General features: G+C 73.1%; 10 protein-coding genes and 1 riboswitch. Of the genes, 3 read left to right on the plus strand and 7 right to left on the minus strand.

Annotated elements, in window-relative coordinates:
* Positions 1-46: 46 nt before the first annotated feature.
* On the plus strand, positions 47-5,902 hold the full coding sequence (locus ACLQ14_RS00610; RefSeq protein ID WP_425808802.1) for a GH92 family glycosyl hydrolase: 5,856 nt from the start codon (positions 47-49) through the stop codon (positions 5,900-5,902).
* A 71-nt stretch (positions 5,903-5,973) separates the two neighbouring features.
* Here the strand turns inward: ACLQ14_RS00610 and ACLQ14_RS00615 are convergent, their stop codons facing one another.
* From ACLQ14_RS00615 to ACLQ14_RS00635, 5 genes are all read right to left on the minus strand, one after another.
* Positions 5,974-6,723 (minus strand): ThuA domain-containing protein, encoded by a 750-nt coding sequence (locus tag ACLQ14_RS00615; RefSeq protein WP_425810170.1) that lies wholly within the window; start codon positions 6,721-6,723, stop codon positions 5,974-5,976.
* Entirely contained in the window at positions 6,720-7,097 is a 378-nt protein-coding gene (gene gcvH, locus ACLQ14_RS00620; protein ID WP_425808804.1) for a glycine cleavage system protein GcvH, read from the minus strand. The genes ACLQ14_RS00615 and gcvH overlap by 4 nt, the downstream gene beginning before the upstream one ends.
* A gap of 55 nt (positions 7,098-7,152) precedes the next feature.
* The gene (gcvT, locus tag ACLQ14_RS00625; RefSeq protein WP_425808806.1) at positions 7,153-8,334 is read right to left on the minus strand and encodes a glycine cleavage system aminomethyltransferase GcvT; all 1,182 of its coding nucleotides are present in this window, start codon (positions 8,332-8,334) and stop codon (positions 7,153-7,155) included.
* 103 nt (positions 8,335-8,437) lie between these two features.
* Entirely contained in the window at positions 8,438-11,377 is a 2,940-nt protein-coding gene (gene gcvP / locus ACLQ14_RS00630) for an aminomethyl-transferring glycine dehydrogenase (protein WP_425808808.1), read from the minus strand.
* Between the two features lie 191 nt (positions 11,378-11,568).
* A riboswitch (glycine riboswitch) is annotated at positions 11,569-11,678 on the minus strand.
* Between the two features lie 26 nt (positions 11,679-11,704).
* The gene (locus tag ACLQ14_RS00635) at positions 11,705-12,607 is read right to left on the minus strand and encodes an alpha/beta fold hydrolase (RefSeq protein WP_425808810.1); all 903 of its coding nucleotides are present in this window, start codon (positions 12,605-12,607) and stop codon (positions 11,705-11,707) included.
* A gap of 131 nt (positions 12,608-12,738) precedes the next feature.
* On the opposite strand from ACLQ14_RS00635, the gene ACLQ14_RS00640 reads away from it, so the two are divergent.
* Positions 12,739-13,056, plus strand: a complete 318-nt coding sequence (locus ACLQ14_RS00640) for a hypothetical protein (RefSeq protein WP_425808812.1) — start codon at positions 12,739-12,741, stop codon at positions 13,054-13,056.
* A 12-nt stretch (positions 13,057-13,068) separates the two neighbouring features.
* Here ACLQ14_RS00640 and ACLQ14_RS00645 read toward each other — a convergent pair whose 3' ends face one another.
* Entirely contained in the window at positions 13,069-14,289 is a 1,221-nt protein-coding gene (locus ACLQ14_RS00645) for a pyridoxal phosphate-dependent aminotransferase (RefSeq protein WP_425808814.1), read from the minus strand.
* An 8-nt stretch (positions 14,290-14,297) separates the two neighbouring features.
* A complete protein-coding gene (locus ACLQ14_RS00650; protein ID WP_425808816.1) occupies positions 14,298-14,924 on the minus strand; it encodes a TetR/AcrR family transcriptional regulator in 627 nt (208 codons plus the stop codon).
* 201 nt (positions 14,925-15,125) lie between these two features.
* Between ACLQ14_RS00650 and ACLQ14_RS00655 the strand changes: the two genes are divergently transcribed.
* Complete coding sequence (locus ACLQ14_RS00655; RefSeq protein WP_425808818.1) at positions 15,126-16,697, plus strand: MFS transporter; 1,572 nt, start codon at positions 15,126-15,128, stop codon at positions 16,695-16,697.
* Positions 16,698-16,814: the final 117 nt, after the last annotated feature.

The raw sequence follows: 16,814 nt of genomic DNA on the forward strand, positions 1-16,814 counted from the left end.
CCTCGCACTCCCCCCGGTCCTCGCCCTCACGGTCGGCGCGACCGGGGTGGGCGCCGCGAACGCGGCGACCGTCCACACGTCCCCCGACGCACCCGCGACACAGTCAAGCGGCGGGTCGTTCTTCACGTCCTTCGAGCCGGACGACCCCCAGCCCACCTGGGACAGCCAGACCGAGCAGGGCCCGGACGGCCCGCGCTCGTCCGGCGTCGTCGGGACGACCGTGCTCGAGCGCAGCCCGAGCACGCCGGTGGGCGACAACCTCCTGGGCCACGCGACCGACGCGCTCGCCTGGGAGGGCCCGTTCCAGAACGGCGTCGGCAACGTGCCCGGCACGCTCGAGCCGACGAGCGACACCGGCGACACAGCGATGCACTGGGCGATGCAGTCCGCCGGCGAGACCTGGGTCCAGGTGCCCATGCCGAACCTCGTCCGCGGCGTCCCGCTGCGCGCACAGGTGACGCTGAGCGGCAGCGGAACGGTGTTCCTCAACGTGTACGACGGCGGTCGCGACGTGGGCGGCGAGGAGGTCACCCTCACCGCCAAGCCGCAGACGCTGTCGGTCGACATCGCGCGGCCCACCAGCGGCGGCGGCACGCCCCAGTTCCAGATCCGCACCCACAGCAGCGGGGCGCTCGACGTCGTCGCCTCGGACGCGTCGGTCCAGGAGCTCAAGCCCGGCACGGTCGACTTCCCCGGCGACATCACGAGCACGGTCGCCAAGGTGAGCGCCAGCGGCGAGAACCCGCCCGACGAGGTCGCCGCGAACCTCGCCGACGGCAAGGTCAGCACCAAGTGGCTCACCGGCTCCCGGACCCCCACGGTCACGTACGAGCTCAAGGAGCCCGCGGCCGTCGCCACCTACGCGCTCGCGTCCGCGGCCGACGCCCCCGAGCGTGACCCGCGGTCCTGGAAGCTCCAGGGCTCGAGCGACGGCTCCAGCTGGACGACCCTCGACACCCGCACCAACCAGGCCTTCGCCGACCGCCTGGAGACCCGCGAGTACACCGTCGAGAAGCCGCAGGCGTTCCGCTACTACCGCCTGAGCGTCACGGAGAACTCCGGCAGCGACGGCACGCAGCTCGCCGAGTGGCTCCTCTCCACGACCCCGGCGAAGAAGACGCCCATGGCGACGACGCTCGGCTCCGGCCCGGCGAACGCCTACGACGCCAAGACGCAGGCGGGCTGGACCGGGATGCACGCGCTGCACCTCGCGGGCAGCCAGACGGCCGAGGGCCGAGGGTTCGCGTACAACAAGGTGCTCGACGTCGACGTGCCGGTCGGGACCGACACCCAGCTCTCGTACGAGCTGTTCCCGGAGGCGTCCGAGAAGGACCAGTCGTACGCGAGCACGCACGTCGCGGTGGACCTGGCGTTCACGGACGGCACCTACCTCAGCCAGCTCGGCGCGACGGACGGGAACGGCTTCGCGCTCGACCCCCAGGGCCAGGGCGACTCGAAGGTGCTGTACGTCAACCAGTGGAACGCCGTGCGGAGCCAGATCGGCAAGGTCGCGGCGGGCAAGACGATCGACCGCATCCTCGTCGGCTACGACAACGCCGCGGGGCCGGCCGACTTCAGCGACTGGGTCGACGACGTCCGGGTCGGCGACGCTCCCCCGGCGAACACGTCCGCACACCCGTCGGACCACGTCCTCACGACGCGCGGCACCAACTCCTCGGGCGACTTCTCCCGCGGCAACAACATCCCCGCCACGGCGGTACCCCACGGCTTCAACTTCTGGACGCCGTCGACGGACTCCGGCTCGGCCACCTGGGAGTACAAGTACCAGCAGGGCAACGACAGCCAGAACCGGCCGACGATCCAGTCGTTCAACCTGAGCCACGAGCCGAGCCCCTGGATCGGGGACCGGCAGACCTTCCAGGTGATGCCGTCGGCCCAGACGGGCACGCCCGACGCGAGCCGCTCGGTGCGCGCCGAGACGTTCAGCCACGACAACGAGGTGGCGCGCCCGTACTACTACGGCGTGACCTTCGACGACGGCATGAAGACCGAGATCGCCCCCACCGACCACGCGGCGATGTTCCGCTTCACGTTCACCGGCGACGAGTCGAACGTGCTGCTCGACAACGTCAATGACGACGGCGGCCTCACCCTGGACCCGAAGACCGGGACGCTGTCGGGCTACACCGACGTCGCCGCCGGGAGCCAGAGCAACGGCTACAAGCGGATGTACGTCTACGCGACGTTCGACCGCCCCGCGACCGCCGGGGGCAAGCTCGCCACCAAGGGCCGCGAGGACGTCTCGGGCTACCTGACGTTCGACACGTCGTCGACGAAGACCGTCGAGATGCGGATCGCGACGTCGCTGATCGGCGTCGCGCAGGCCAAGCGCAACCTCCGCCTCGAGATCGCCGACGGCGACACCTTCGAGCAGGTCCGTGACCGCGCGCAGGACCTGTGGGACGCCAAGCTCGGCGTGATCGACGTCGAGGGCGCCACGGAGGACCAGCTCACGACGCTGTACTCGAACCTGTACCGGCTCAACCTGTACCCGAACTCCGGGTACGAGAACACCGGCACGGCGGCGGCGCCCGTGTGGAAGCACGCCGACCAGTCCGGCACGAGCCTCGACCCCGCGCCCGACGGCACGACGGCCACGAAGACCGGCGCGAAGGTCGTCGACGGCAAGGTCTACGTCGACAACGGGTTCTGGGACACCTACCGGACCACGTGGCCGGCGTACTCCCTGCTGTACCCGGACGACGCCGCCGAGATGGTGGACGGCATGACCCAGGAGTACGCCGACGGCGGCTGGGTCTCACGCTGGTCCGCGCCGGGCTACGCGAACTCCATGACGGGCACGAGCTCGGACGTCGCGTTCGCCGACGCGTTCGTCAAGGGCGTCGACATCAACGTGCAGCGGGCCTACGACGCCGCACTGAAGAACGCCTCGGTGGCGCCCCCGAACGAGAACGTGGGCCGCAAGGGCCAGGAGCAGGCGACGTTCCTCGGCTACACGCCGTCCTCGACGAACGAGAGCGCGTCGTGGTCGCTGGAGGACTACCTCAACGACTACGGCATCGCCATGATGTCGAAGAAGCTCATGGAGTCCACCACGACGTCCGACGCGCACCACCAGGAGTACGCGGACAACTACGAGTACTACCTCAACCGCTCGCAGGACTACGTGCGCCTGTTCGACCCGCAGACCGGGTTCTTCCGTGCCAAGGACGCGTCCGGCGACTGGGCCCAGGCGGCGTCCGACTTCGACCCGCGCGCCTGGGGCAGCCCGTACACGGAGACGGACGCCTGGAACTTCGCGTTCCACGCCGTCCAGGACCCGCAGGGCCTCGCGAACCTGTACGGCGGTCGCGACAAGCTCGCCGACAAGCTCGACACCTTCTTCGCCACCCCGGAGACCGCCCAGTACCCGGGCGCCTACGGCGGCGTCATCCACGAGATGCGCGAGGCCAAGGCGGTCCGCATGGGCCAGTGGGGCCTGAGCAACCAGGTCTCGCACCACATCCCGTACCTGTACGACGCCGTCGGGCAGCCCTCGAAGACCCAGGCGATCGTCCGCGAGGCGCTCGCCCGCGGGTTCGTGGGCAGCGAGATCGGCCAGGGTTACCCGGGCGACGAGGACAACGGCGAGATGTCCGGGTGGCAGGTCTTCAGCTCGCTCGGCTTCTACCCGCTGCAGGTGGGGAGCCCCACCTACGCGATCGGGTCGCCGCTGTTCACGAAGGCGACGATCCACCTCCCGAGCGGCAAGGACCTCGTGCTCGACGCGCCGAAGAACAGCGCGAAGAACGTCTACGTCCAGGGCGTCACGGTGAACGGGAAGGCGCAGAGCTCGACCTACTTCACGCAGGACCAGCTCACCGCCGGCGGGACGATCGTGTTCGACATGGGCCCGACGCCGTCCTCGTGGGGCACCGGTGCCAAGGACGGCCTGCCGTCCATCACGCAGGGCGACGAGGTCCCGGATCCGCTCGCGGACGTGACGGGCGCGAAGAAGGGGACGGCGACGACGGACGACGCCGTCGCGAAGGCCGCCACGCTGTTCGACGACACGTCGGCCACGTCGACGACGTTCACCTCGGCCAAGCCCACGGTGTCCTACGCGCTCTCGGGCCGCACGGCCCGCGTGACCATGTACACGCTGACGTCGGCGGCCGACAAGGGCGGCGACCCGAAGGCGTGGAAGCTGCAGGGCTCGTCCGACGGCACGAAGTGGGTCACGCTCGACACGCGCAAGGGACAGAAGTTCGCCGAGCGTCAGCAGACGCGGGCGTTCTCCGTGGCCGACCCGGGGATCTACGGGCACTACCGGCTCGTCGTCACCTCGTCGCAGGACAAGGCGACGTCACTGTCCGAGGTCGAGCTGCTGGCCCACCAGCCGCTCGTCTCGGAGATCGCCGGCGTCGTCGACGCCGCCCGGCACGACCGCACGATCCCGGCACGCACCGCGCGGGAGCTCGGCACGTTCGTCGACGCCGCCCAGAAGGCCGAGGACGCCGGTGACGCGGACGGGGTGCGGGCCCAGGTCCGCGCGCTCAAGGCCGCGATGGACACCACGCCGCAGAGCCGGCTCAGCGACCGCGTCCGCGAGGACCTCGAGCTGGTCGTGTCGCAGTGGATCGGCAAGGGTGAGGGCCTCGACCTGGTCCGGGCGCAGATCGGCGACCTGACCCGGAGCGGGGACATCACGAAGGGCGTCTCGAAGACCCTGCTCGGCCTCGTCGACAAGGCGCAGGACGCCACGGACGGCAACCACGCGGCCCCGCTCGCTGACGCCCTGGCCGAGCTGCGCTCGACCGTCGCGGACGCGAAGGAAGCGAAGGTCGACCGGCTGGCGAAGGCGGCGCTGCTGCCCCTCGTCGACCAGCTGATCGCATCCCCGGCGTCGACGGTCCGCGCCACGAGCGCGGCCGCCGTGCTCATGAGCGACTACGACCCCGGCAAGGCCTGGTGGCCGTCGAGCTGGTGGAACTCCGCCGTCGCGACGCAGACCGTGGTCGAGTACATGCAGCGCACCGGTGACACGAGCTACCTGCCGCAGGTGGACCGCACGTTCGAGCAGGACAAGGGGAAGTTCCCCGCGGGCCAGCTGTCGGGCGACGAGCTCCTGGGCAACTTCACGAGCCGCGCGATCGACGACTCGGAGTGGTGGGGCCTCGCCTGGGTCCAGGCGTACGACCTGACCGGTGACCAGAAGTACCTCGACATGGCCACGAAGATCGGCGAGTACGTCGACGGGTACTGGGACACCAGCACCTGCGGCGGCGGGGTCTGGTGGGACGCCGAGCGGACGTACAAGAACGCGGTCACGAACGGCCTCTGGGTCCGCCTGACCGCCGAGCTGCACAACCGCATCAAGGGCGACACGACGTGGCTCGCGCGGTCGCAGGCCGGCTGGGACTGGATCACGTCCAGCGGCCTGATCAACGCCGACGGGCTCGTCAACGACGGCCTGACCGCCGACTGCAAGAACAACGGCGGCACGGTGTGGACGTACAACCAGGGCGTGTTCCTGGGCGGCGGCGTCGAGCTGTACAAGGCCACGGGTGACGCGTCCGTCCTGAAGACGGTCCGCAAGCTCGCCGACGCCGGCACCACCGACCCGGAGCTGGTCACCGACGGCCTCCTCACGGAGGAGTGCGACCCGGCCGGCACCTGCGACGACAACGCCAAGCAGTTCAAGGGCGTCTTCCTGCGGTACCTGGGTGACCTGAACGACACGCTGAAGGACCACCCGTACCAGGCGTTCGTCGACCGTCAGGCCGGGTCGATCTGGACGCACGACCGGAACGGCGACGACCGGCTCGGTCTGCGCTGGGCCGGCGGCAGCGGCTCGGAGAAGGCCAACGTCTACGACTGGCGCACGCAGGCCAGCGCGCTGAGCGCGCTGCTTGCGGCCATCCCGGCAAAGGAGGCCTGACCTCCGTCTCCCGCCCACGAGCGCGGTGCGCGTCCCGGTCCACGACCGCGACGCGCACCGCGTCTCTCGTTTCAGGCAGAGAGCGCCGGTGAGCCCAGCAGCCAGAGCGCCTCACGCTGCAGCAGGCGCCGCCGGACGGGCTCACGGTGGGCGCGCACGTCATGACCGAGCGCGTCGTACACCGTGAGCCCGCCGTGCGCGTCGTGCGTCCACACCACCGGGTGGTCGACGCCGTCGTGCCGCTGGGTCACGAGGACGCGCGACGCGGGCGCGACGTCGAGGTAGGAGTAGCGCTCGTCGTCGGCGGTGAAGCGCGCGTCCGGGCCGGCGAGCCCGCGCGTGACCGGGTGCGCGGGGTCGCGGACGTCGAACAGCCCGCGCCCGCGCTCGGGGTGCATCGAGCGGCCGGGCACCCAGCTCCCGCCGAGCGCCCCGTGCCAGGCCTCCGCCCACGCAGGGCGGTCCTGGAAGGCGTTGGCCGCCTGGTGGAGCGCGAGCAGCCTCCCGCCCGACGACGCCCATGCGCCCAGGGCGGCGAACGCACCGTCCCAGGCGGCGTCGTCGCCGTCGACCTCCGCGTCGGGCGCGGGGCGCGTCGAGCACGCGTTCACGACGACGAGGTCGAACCCGCCGAGGCCGTCGAACGCCACGGGGAACGTCCCCCGCACCTCCGCGTCGACGCCCACCTCGCCGAGCGCCGTCGCGACCTCGTGGGACGTGGCGGCCGTGTCGTGCCAGGGGTCCTCGTAGCGGCCGCGACCGGCGAGGACGAGCGCCCGGCGTCGGCCGGACGCCGCCCCCGTCGCGGTGTGCGTCGTCAGGACCCGACCTGCGCCCGGTACTCGTCGGCCGTGAGCACGGGGCCGACCTCGGTCACGTCGACCTTGAACAGCCAGCCCTCGCCGAACGGGTCGGAGTTGACGAGCGACGGGTCCTCGACGGCGGCGTCGTTCACCGCGGCGACCGTGCCCGTCACGGGCGAGAACAGCTCCGAGACCGACTTGGTCGACTCGATCTCGCCGATCACGGCGCCGGCCGTGACGTCGTCGCCGACGGCGGGCAGCTCGAGGTAGACGATGTCGCCCAGCGCCTCGGCCGCCGTGGACGTGATCCCGACGACGGCCGGGTCGGAGCCGTCGAGCCACTCGTGCTCGACGGTGTACTGCAGCTGGGCGGGGAAAGTCTCGTCGGCCATGGTGGTCCTTCCGGTGGTCGGCTCAGGTGTCCGGGGGCGGAGAAAAGGGGGTGGGTCAGGCCTTGTCAGGACGACGGTAGAACGGCAGGTCGACGACCTCCACCGGCTCCTCGCGCCCGCGGACGTCGACGGCGAGCGCCGAGCCGACCGCGGACAGCTCGGGCGTCACGTACGCCATGGCGATCGCGTGGCCCAGCGTGGGCGAGGGCGCGCCGCTCGTCACCTTTCCCACGACGATCTGCGGCGTGTGCCCGCGCACGACGACGTGGTCGCCCTCGCGCGGCGCGCGACGGCCCGCGGCGCTCAGCCCGACCAGGACGCGCGCCGGCTCGCAGCCGCGCCGCGACGCCAGGGCCGCACGCCCCACGAACTCGAGGACGGCGCCGTCGTCGGTGGTCTTGTCGAGCCGGACCACGCGGCCGAGGCCGGCGTCGTAGGGGGTCGTGGTGAGGTCGAGCTCGTGCCCGTAGAGCGGCATCCCGGCCTCGAGGCGGAGCGAGTCGCGGGCGGAGAGCCCCGCGGGGACGAGCCCGTCCTCGGCGCCGGTCCCGAGCAGCGAGCGCCACAGCGCGACCGCGTGGTCGGCTGGCACGAACAGCTCGAAGCCGTCCTCGCCGGTGTAGCCCGTGCGGGCGACGAGCGCCTCGACGCCCGCGACGGTCGCGGGGACGCTCGCGTAGTACTTGAGCGCCCGGACGGCGTCGGCGTCGCCCGCCGCGAGACCCGTGACGATCTGCTCCGCGAGCGGCCCCTGCACCGCGATCAGCGCGGTCGCCTCCGACTCGTCCGTGACCTCCACGTCGAACGGCGCGGCGCGGCTCACGAGCTCGCGCGCGACGGTCGGCGCGTTCGAGGCGTTGGCCACGACCAGGAAGTCGTCGTCGGCGAGCCGGTACACGACGAGGTCGTCGATGACCTCGCCGAACTCGTTCGCGATCATCGAGTAGCGAGCCCGGCCCGGCTTCACCTGGGACAGCCAGCCGACGAGGGCGACGTCGAGCGCCCGGCCCGCCTCCGGCCCGCGGAGCCGGATCTCGCCCATGTGGGACAGGTCGAACAGTCCCGCGGCCGACCGCACCGCGCGGTGCTCCGCGAGGTCGCTCGCGTAGCGGAGCGGCATCAGCCAGCCGCCGAACTCGGTGAGCGTCGCGCCCAGCGCGACGTGCTCGTCGTGGAGCGGCGTGTGCCGCGGCTCGGCCGCGCTCTCGGTCTCAGGGGTCTCTACGGAGGTCGTCATCGCTCTCCCTCTCTCGTCGTGTCGAGGCTAGTCGTTACCCCGCGAAGTGGGCCTCGCGGACGCCCACTTCGCGAAGGATGCGTCCGGGAGGGGTACGTCGCGGTCAGTCGGCGAAGGACTCGACGGGCGGGCAGGCGCACACCAGGTTGCGGTCCCCGTAGGCGCCGTCGATCCGGCGCACCGGCGGCCAGTACTTGGTCGCGGCCCGCGCGGACGCCCTGCCGTCGTGCCCGACGACGGCCGCCGCCTCCTCGCGCGAGTACGGCTTGTCCCACTCGCCCGACAGCAGCGCGCCGGCCGTGTGGGGGGCGCCTCGCAGCGGTGAGTCCGCGACGGCCCACCGGCCCTGCTCGACGGCGTCGATCTCACCGCGGACGGCGACCATCGCGTCGACGAACCGGTCGAGCTCCGCGAGGTCCTCGGACTCCGTCGGCTCGACCATGAGCGTCCCCGGCACGGGGAACGCGAGCGTCGGCGCATGGAACCCGTAGTCCATGAGCCGCTTGGCGACGTCCTCGGCCGTGACGCCGGTCCGCTTGGTGATGTCGCGCAGGTCGAGGATGCACTCGTGGGCCACGAGCCCGTCCGGTCCCGCGTACAGGACGGGGAAGTGCTCGCGCAGCCGGGCGGCGAGGTAGTTCGCGCCCAGCACGGCGCCCTCGGTCGCGGCGGTGAGCCCGTCCGGGCCCATGAGCGCGACGTACGCGTAGGAGATCGGCAGGATGCCCGCGGACCCGTACGGCGCCGCGGACACCGGGACGCCGCCCGCGGCGTCGGCGTCGAGCGGGTCGCCCGGGAGGAACGGGACGAGGTGCTCGGCGACCGCGACCGGGCCGACGCCGGGCCCGCCGCCGCCGTGCGGGATGCAGAACGTCTTGTGCAGGTTCAGGTGCGAGACGTCGCCGCCGAACCGGCCCGGCCGCGCCAGCCCGACCAGGGCGTTGAGGTTCGCGCCGTCGATGTACACCTGGCCACCCGCGCCATGTACGAGGGCGCAGACGTCGCGGACGTGCGCCTCGTAGACCCCGTGCGTCGACGGGTAGGTGATCATGATCCCGGCCACCTGCGGGCCGTGCTGGTCGAGCTTGGCGCGCAGGTCGTCGAGCTCGATCGAGCCGTCCTCGGCCGTCGCCACGACCACGACCCGGAGGCCCGCGAGCGCCGCCGACGCCGCGTTCGTGCCGTGCGCGGACGCGGGGATGAGGATGACGTCGCGGCCCTCGTCGCCGCGCGACCGGTGGTAGCCGCGGATCGCGAGCAGGCCCGCGAACTCGCCCTGCGAGCCGGCGTTCGGCTGGACCGACACCGCGGCGTACCCGGTGATCTCGGCCAGCCAGCCCTCGAGCGTCTCGACGAGCTCGCGGTAGCCGGCGGCCTGGTCGGCCGGGACGAACGGGTGCACGTCTGCGAACTCCGGCCAGGAGATCGGCTCCATCTCGACCGTCGCGTTGAGCTTCATGGTGCAGGAGCCCAGCGGGATCATCGTCCGGTCGAGCGCCAGGTCCTTGTCGGAGAGCGCCCGCAGGTACCGGAGCATCGACGTCTCCGAGCGGTGCGCGGAGAACACCGGGTGCGTGAGGTACTCGGTGGTCCGGAGCGCCCACGCCGGCAGCGCGGCATCCGCGGCGACGTCCGCCGGCACCGAGCCGGTCAGCGCCCGCAGGAGGGTCGCGACGGTCTCGGTCGTCGTCGTCTCGTCGCACGACGCCTGCACGTGGTCGGCGTCCGGCGCGTAGAGGTTGATCCCCGCGTCGCAGGCGGCGTCGACGACGCCCTCGGCCCGGCCCGGCACCGCGATGCGGACCGTGTCGAAGAAGATGTCGTGCACGACCGTCAGCCCGGCGGACCGCGCGCCCGCCGCCAACGCAGCGGCGTGCCCGTGGACGCGCTCCGCGATCGCGCGGAGCCCGCGGGGACCGTGGTAGACCGCGTACATCGACGCGACGATCGCGAGCAGTGCCTGCGCGGTGCAGATGTTCGACGTCGCCCGCTCGCGCCGGATGTGCTGCTCGCGGGTCTGGAGCGCGAGGCGGTACGCGGGGGTGCCGTCGGCGTCGACGGAGACCCCGACGAGGCGGCCAGGGAGCGACCGCTCGAGGCCGGACCGGACCGCCATGAAGGCCGCGTGCGGCCCCCCGTAGAACAGCGGGACGCCGAAACGCTGCGCCGAGCCGACGGACACGTCGGCGCCGAGCTCCCCCGGCGACACGAGCATCGTGAGGGCGAGGAGGTCGGCCGCGATCGTGACGAGCGCGCCGCGCTCCTTGGCCGCCGCCACCAGGGGCCGCAGGTCCCGCACGACGCCGGACGTCCCGCTCTGCTGCAGGACGACGCCCACCAGGTCGCCCTCGACCTCGGGCAGCCCGTCGGCCAGGTCGGCGACGACGACGTGCAGCCCCGCGGCGTCGGACCGCCCGCGCGTGACCGCGAGGGTCTGCGGGAACAGCTCGGCGTCGAGCACGACGGTGCCGCCGGCGGCGCCGCGAGCGCCCTTCGACCCTGTCTTGTGCGCACGGAACATGAGCGCGACGGCCTCCGCGACGGCGGTCGCCTCGTCGAGCAGGCTCGCGTTGGCGATCGCGAGCCCGGTGAGGTCCTCGACGACGGTCTGGAAGTTGAGCAGCGCCTCGAGGCGGCCCTGGGAGATCTCGGCCTGGTACGGCGTGTACGACGTGTACCAGCCGGGCGACTCGAGCACGTTCCGGCGGATCACCGGCGGCGTGACGGTCCCGTAGTAGCCGAGCCCGATCATCTGCGTCTTGACGACGTTCTTCGCGGCGATCCGGCGGAGGTCGGCCGTGACCTCGGTCTCGGTGCGCGCGGCCGGCAGGTCGAGCGGGGCGTCCTCACGGATCGCGGCCGGGATCGCTGCGTCGACGAGCGCGTCGAGCGACGGCTGCCCGAGCACGGCGAGCATGCGGGCGACGTCACCGGGGGTGCCGTCGGCGGCCGCCTCGACGCCCGTGCGGACGCCGCGCGGGCCGATGTGCCGGGTCGCGAAGTGGTCGCGGTCGAACGCGGCCGGGATGTGCTGCTCGTTCACGGGGTGCTCCAGGCGGGCGAGGTCCGACGACACCGGACCGGTGGGCTGGGCCCTCCCCGCTCTGTCACCGGACGCGCAGCGTCCACCTGAGAGTTTTGCCGGTCCGCCGTTCGCGGGAGGTTCCCGCCCGGGGCGCGCCGACTTGCACCGTCGGTGGGTGCGCGCGAGCGCGCACCGCTTTCCAGAGTTGCCTCGCCGTGCCGGTACGGGGGCCTGAGAGATTCCGGGGAGGACTTGCTCCTTCGGCGTCCGACGCCTTCCGCCGGGGCGGACGACGCGCGGACTCTCCCGACACGGTTCGAGTAGCGTGAAGCTGAAGTTGTGGCTTCATCGTACCCGCGGAACGGCGGGCTCCCGGGCGTCGAGGTGGTCGCGGACGGCGCGGGCGACGGCACGCGGGTTCTCGTCGAGGAGGAAGTGCCCGCCGGGCACCGTCCGCACCTGCAGGACGCCGGCGCGCGACCGCGGCGGCGTCAGGAGCGCCGGGGGGATGTACGCGTCCCGGTCCCCGCCCAGGAGCAGCGTCGGCACGACGTACGGTCGGCGCGCGTCTCGGCGCAGGACGAGCCGCGCGATGTCGTGCAGCACGAACGCGCTGTGCAACCGCCGCCCGGCGTACGCGACCTCGGGCCGCGCCGCGACGGCGGCGTAGGCGTCCACGAGCTCGTCGGTCCAGACGGCCGGGTCCCGCGCGTCCCGGGACAGGAACCACCGCAGCACGGCGCGACGGCGCTGGGCCGCCTCCCCGAGGCCCGGCACCTCGAACAGCGCGGTCACCCACATGCGCCAGACGCGCGGCAGCAGCTTCCGCTGCAGCGGCCACGGGTGGAGCTCGGAGACCGCCACGAGCCGGCGCACCCGATCCGGCGCGTCGAGCGCGACGCGGAAGGCGAGCCACGCGCCCCAGTCGTGCCCGACGACGTCCACCGGCCCCCGCAGGTCGAGCGCGTCGAGGAGGGCGAGCGTGTCGAGGGCGCGCTCGGCCGTCGACCAGCCGTGCGTCGGGGCCCCGCTCCACCCGAAGCCGGGCAGGTCGGGCACCACGACGCGGCGGTCGTGAGCGAGGTCGCCCACCACCCCGCGCCACGCGTACCAGTGCTGCGGGAACCCGTGGAGCAGGACGACCGCAGGTGCGTCGTCGGGCCCTGCCTCGGCGACGTGCACCGCCGCTCCCCGGACGTCGACCCAGCGGTGCCGGACGCCCGGGACGTCGGGCAGTGCTCTCTCCATGTCGGTATGACGACGCGGAGGGCGCGAACGTGTCAGGCCGAGGACGCCGGCCGCTCGCCACCGGGCGCGGACGGCGTGACAATCGAGAGGAGGGTCCATCGCGATCCCCTGCAGCGACGGAGGAGGACGACATGACCACGACGCCCAGCGACGACTACGACACGTCGGGCCTGGTGTCGGGCCGCGACGGTTTGACCGGCGAGGACGACGGCGCCACCCCTGGCCCGGGCGCGCGCGGGGAGGACCTGCACGAGACGCCCGAGCAGGAGGCGGAGCGCGAGGCGAGCCGCCTCGACCAGGAGGGCCGCACCCCGGGACCCGGCCCGGACGGATCCGACCTCGGCGAGCCCGAGGAGGAGGTGGCGAAGGTCCGCAAGGAGCACATCGCCAAGCACGCCGCGAACCACGGCAGGACTCCGGGACCGGGGCCCGAGGACCGCGGCCGCTGAGTCAGGGCCGCGTCAGGCTCCCAGGAGGAGCGCCTGCCACGCCACGATCCGGTCGACGGCCGTGGCGACGGTCGAGGGTGCGGCCGCGAAGCTCAGCCGCACCCACGCCCCGCCGTGGACCCCGTCGAAGTCCGTGCCGGGCGTGAGCGCGACACCCGTCTCGGCGAGCAGCCGCTCGCAGTAGGCCACCGAGTCGGCCGGCCGCGGGTCGTCCGGGCCCGCCGACAGGAACCGGGACACGTCCCCGTACAGGTAGAACGCGCCGTCGGCGGGGGCGACCGGGTCCCAGCCCAGCTCGCCGACCCGCCCCAGCAGCAGCGCGCGCGAGGTCGCGTACGAGGCGACGTTCGCTGCGGCTGCCGCGTACGCCTCCTTGGTGAACGCGGCGACGGCGGCGTGCTGCGCGAGCGCGGGCGGGCAGAGGGCGACGTTGCTCGCGAGCGCATCGACGGCGGCGACGAGGCCGTCCGGCAGCACGAGCCACCCGAGCCGCCAGCCCGTCATCGCCCAGTACTTGGAGAACGAGTTGACGACGACGGCGCCGTCGTCCAGGAACCGCGCTGCGGTCGTGGCGGCCGGGCCGTTCGACTGACCCGGACCGCTGTACGTGATGCCGTGGTAGATCTCGTCGGACACGAGCCGGACGCCGTGGTCCGCGCACCACCGTGACAGCGCCCCGAGCTCGGCCGCCTCGATCATGGTGCCGGTGGGGTTGGCCGGGCTCGCGACCACCAGCCCGGCGACCGGCGCCTCGGCGTGGAGCGCCTCGAGCTGGTCGACGGTGGGTTGGTAGCGCGTGGCCGGCCCGCAGTCGAGCTCGACGACGTCGCAGCCGAGCGCCGTGAGGATGTTGCGGTAGGCGGGGTAGCCGGGGCGGGCGAGGACGACGCGGTCGCCGACGTCGAACGCCGCCACGAACGCGAGCAGGAACCCGCCCGAGCTGCCGGTCGTGACGGCCACGCGGGCGGGGTCGACGTCGACGTCGTACCAGCGGCGGTAGTGGCCCGCGATGGCCTCGCGCAGCCCGGGAGCGCCGAGCGCCTCGGTGTAGCCGAGGTCGCCGGAGCGCAGGATCTCGATCGCGCGCTCACGCACGGGCTCCGCGGCGCCTGACGACGGCTCGCCCGCGCAGAGGTTGAGGACGGACTCCCCCGCGGCGCGTCGGGCGTTGGCGGCCGCCAGCACCTGCATGACGGCGAACGGCGGGACGTGCGAGCGCGCCGAGACCTTCACCGTGGCGGTCAGACGGCCGCGAGGCTGTCGGTCCGCGTGGACTCCGCACCCGCGGGCGCGCCGTACCGAAGGCCGTCGAGGATGAGCGCGAGGACGCGCCTGGTCCGCTCGGGGTCGTGCGAGGCGGCCGCGGCCATGCACATGCCCGAGACGGAGCGCAGGATGTCGAGCGGCTCGGCGTCGTTCCGTGCCATCCCGGCCTCCTGGGCAGCGCCGAGGAGCATCGCGGCGGCATTCTCTAGGCGCTCGTGGACGTCGGCGAAGACGGCCTCGGACTCCGGGCCGAGCGCCTCGCGCAGCGCGGACGCCATGCCCTTCTTGCGACTGACGTAGCCGACGAACCCGTCGACCCAGGTGGAGAGCGCCTCGAACGGGTCGAGCTGCTCGAGCAGCCGCGGGGCGGCGGCGCAGACCTCGTCGACGCTGTGGCGGTAGACCTGCTCGACGAGACAGGCGCGCGTGGGGAAGTGGCGATAGAGCGTCCCGACGCCGACGCCGGCGCGGCGGGCGATCTCCTCGAGGGAGCCCTCGGTGCCGTGCTCGGCGAAGACCTCGGTCGCAGCCTGGAGCAGCTTCTCCCGGTTGCGGGCAGCATCGGCCCGGAGCGGCCGGACAGCCGGCTCTTGCGTTCCCACGATGTCCCTCCTTCGCGCCGGCCGCACCGTTGCGGCCTCGTACGCCGTGACGATACTCGCCCGCTCCCGGGGTGGGGAAACAGGCCGACCCGCGCTCATCTCGAATTACCTCTTGCACAACCGGAGGAACCCTCCGTATAGTCCTAGGTGTCTACCGGAGGCTCCTTCCACTTACTCCATCCTACGACGTGGAGGCCAGACGTGTCCTCACCCTTGACCACCCTCTCCCCGACGGCTTCCCGAGCCGCCGGGCGCGGCAGCTCCTCACCCCTGGTGCTGGCCGCGATCCTCACCACCCAGCTCATGATCGTGCTGGACGCGACGATCGTGAACGTCGCGCTCCCCGACATCCAGAAGGCCCTCGGCTTCTCGGCCACCAGCCTGTCCTGGGTCCTCAACGCCTACACGCTCGCGTTCGGCGGGCTGCTGCTCCTCGGCGCCCGCGCGGGCGACATCCTCGGCCGCCGTCGGACGCTCCTGCTCGGCATCGGCCTGTTCACGCTCGCCTCGCTCGCGGGCGGGTTCGCCCAGGGTCCCGGCGAGCTGCTCACCGCCCGCGCCATCCAGGGCGTCGGCGCGGCCTTCGCGGCCCCGTCCGGGCTCGCGCTCCTGATGGCGCGGTTCCCCGAGGGCCGCGAGCGCGCCCGCGCCCTCGGCTACTACGCCGCCGTCTCCATCGGCGGCTCCGCGGTCGGCCTCATCGCCGGCGGCCTGCTCACCGAGTGGGTCTCCTGGCGCTGGGTCCTGTTCGTCAACGTCCCGATCGGTATCGGCCTGATCTTCCTCGCCCGCGCCGTGCTCCCCGAGACCCCGCGGCAGCGGGGCCGGTTCGACCTGACGGGCGCCGCGACGTCGACGCTCGGCATGAGCGCGCTCGTCTACGCCTTCATCCGCGCGGCGAGCGACGGCTGGGGCGACCCGGGAACCGTCCTGGCGTTCGTCGTCGGAGGCCTGCTGCTCCTCAGCTTCGTGCTGGTCGAGCTCCGCGCCCCGGCGCCCATCACGCCGCTGCGGCTGTTCGCCGACCGGACCCGCGTGGCGTCGTACGTCGGCCGGATCCTGCTCGTCGGCGGGATGTTCGGGATGTTCTTCTACCTGACGCTGTTCCTGCAGAACGTCCTGGGCTACACGCCCATCGTGACCGGGCTCGCGTTCCTGCCGCTCACGGTCATGCTGTTCGCGTTCTCGCGGGTCAGCGCGGCGCTCGTCGTGCGGGTCGGTCCCAAGCCGCTCATGCTGATCGGCCTGAGCCTGTCCACGGTGGCGCTGCTGGTGCTCTCCCGGCTCGACGCCGACTCGTCGTACGTCGCGATCCTCGTCCCGCTCCTGCTGTTCGGCATGGGCAACGGGCTGGCGTTCGTCCCGCTCACGGCGATCGCGCTGCAGGGCGTCGACCCGAAGGACGCCGGTGCGGCGTCCGGGCTGGTCAACGTGATGCAGCAGGTCGGCGGCTCGCTGGGACTGGCCGTGCTCGTGACGGTCGCGACGACCGCCACGCAGCACGCGGCACCCGAGGGCTCGACGGCGCAGGCCGTCGCGCAGCACGCGTTCGTCGTCGGCGCCGACCGGGCGTTCCTGACGTCCGCGATCCTGCTCGCGGCGACCGTGCTGCTCCTCGCCGTCGCGGTGCGCGCCCGCGCCCCGCAGGCCGCGCCCGCGCCGGCTGTCGCGGACGAAGAGCTCGACGGTCCGCGGATCGTCGCCCCTGAGGACGCCGCCGCGCTCTTCGAGGAGGAGATGGCCGAGGCCGTCGGCCGTCCCGCCGAAGCCTGACGCCGTCAGCCACCTGACGCGTCAGGAACGGGCCGCGGGGGGGGGGGGGGGGGGGGCGCCGGGCCCGGGGGGGGGGTGGGGGGGGCGGCGGGGGGGGGGGGGGCGGGGCGCCCCCCG

The sequence above is a fragment of the Luteimicrobium sp. DT211 genome (assembly GCF_049844995.1).
Taxonomy (GTDB): domain Bacteria; phylum Actinomycetota; class Actinomycetes; order Actinomycetales; family Cellulomonadaceae; genus Luteimicrobium.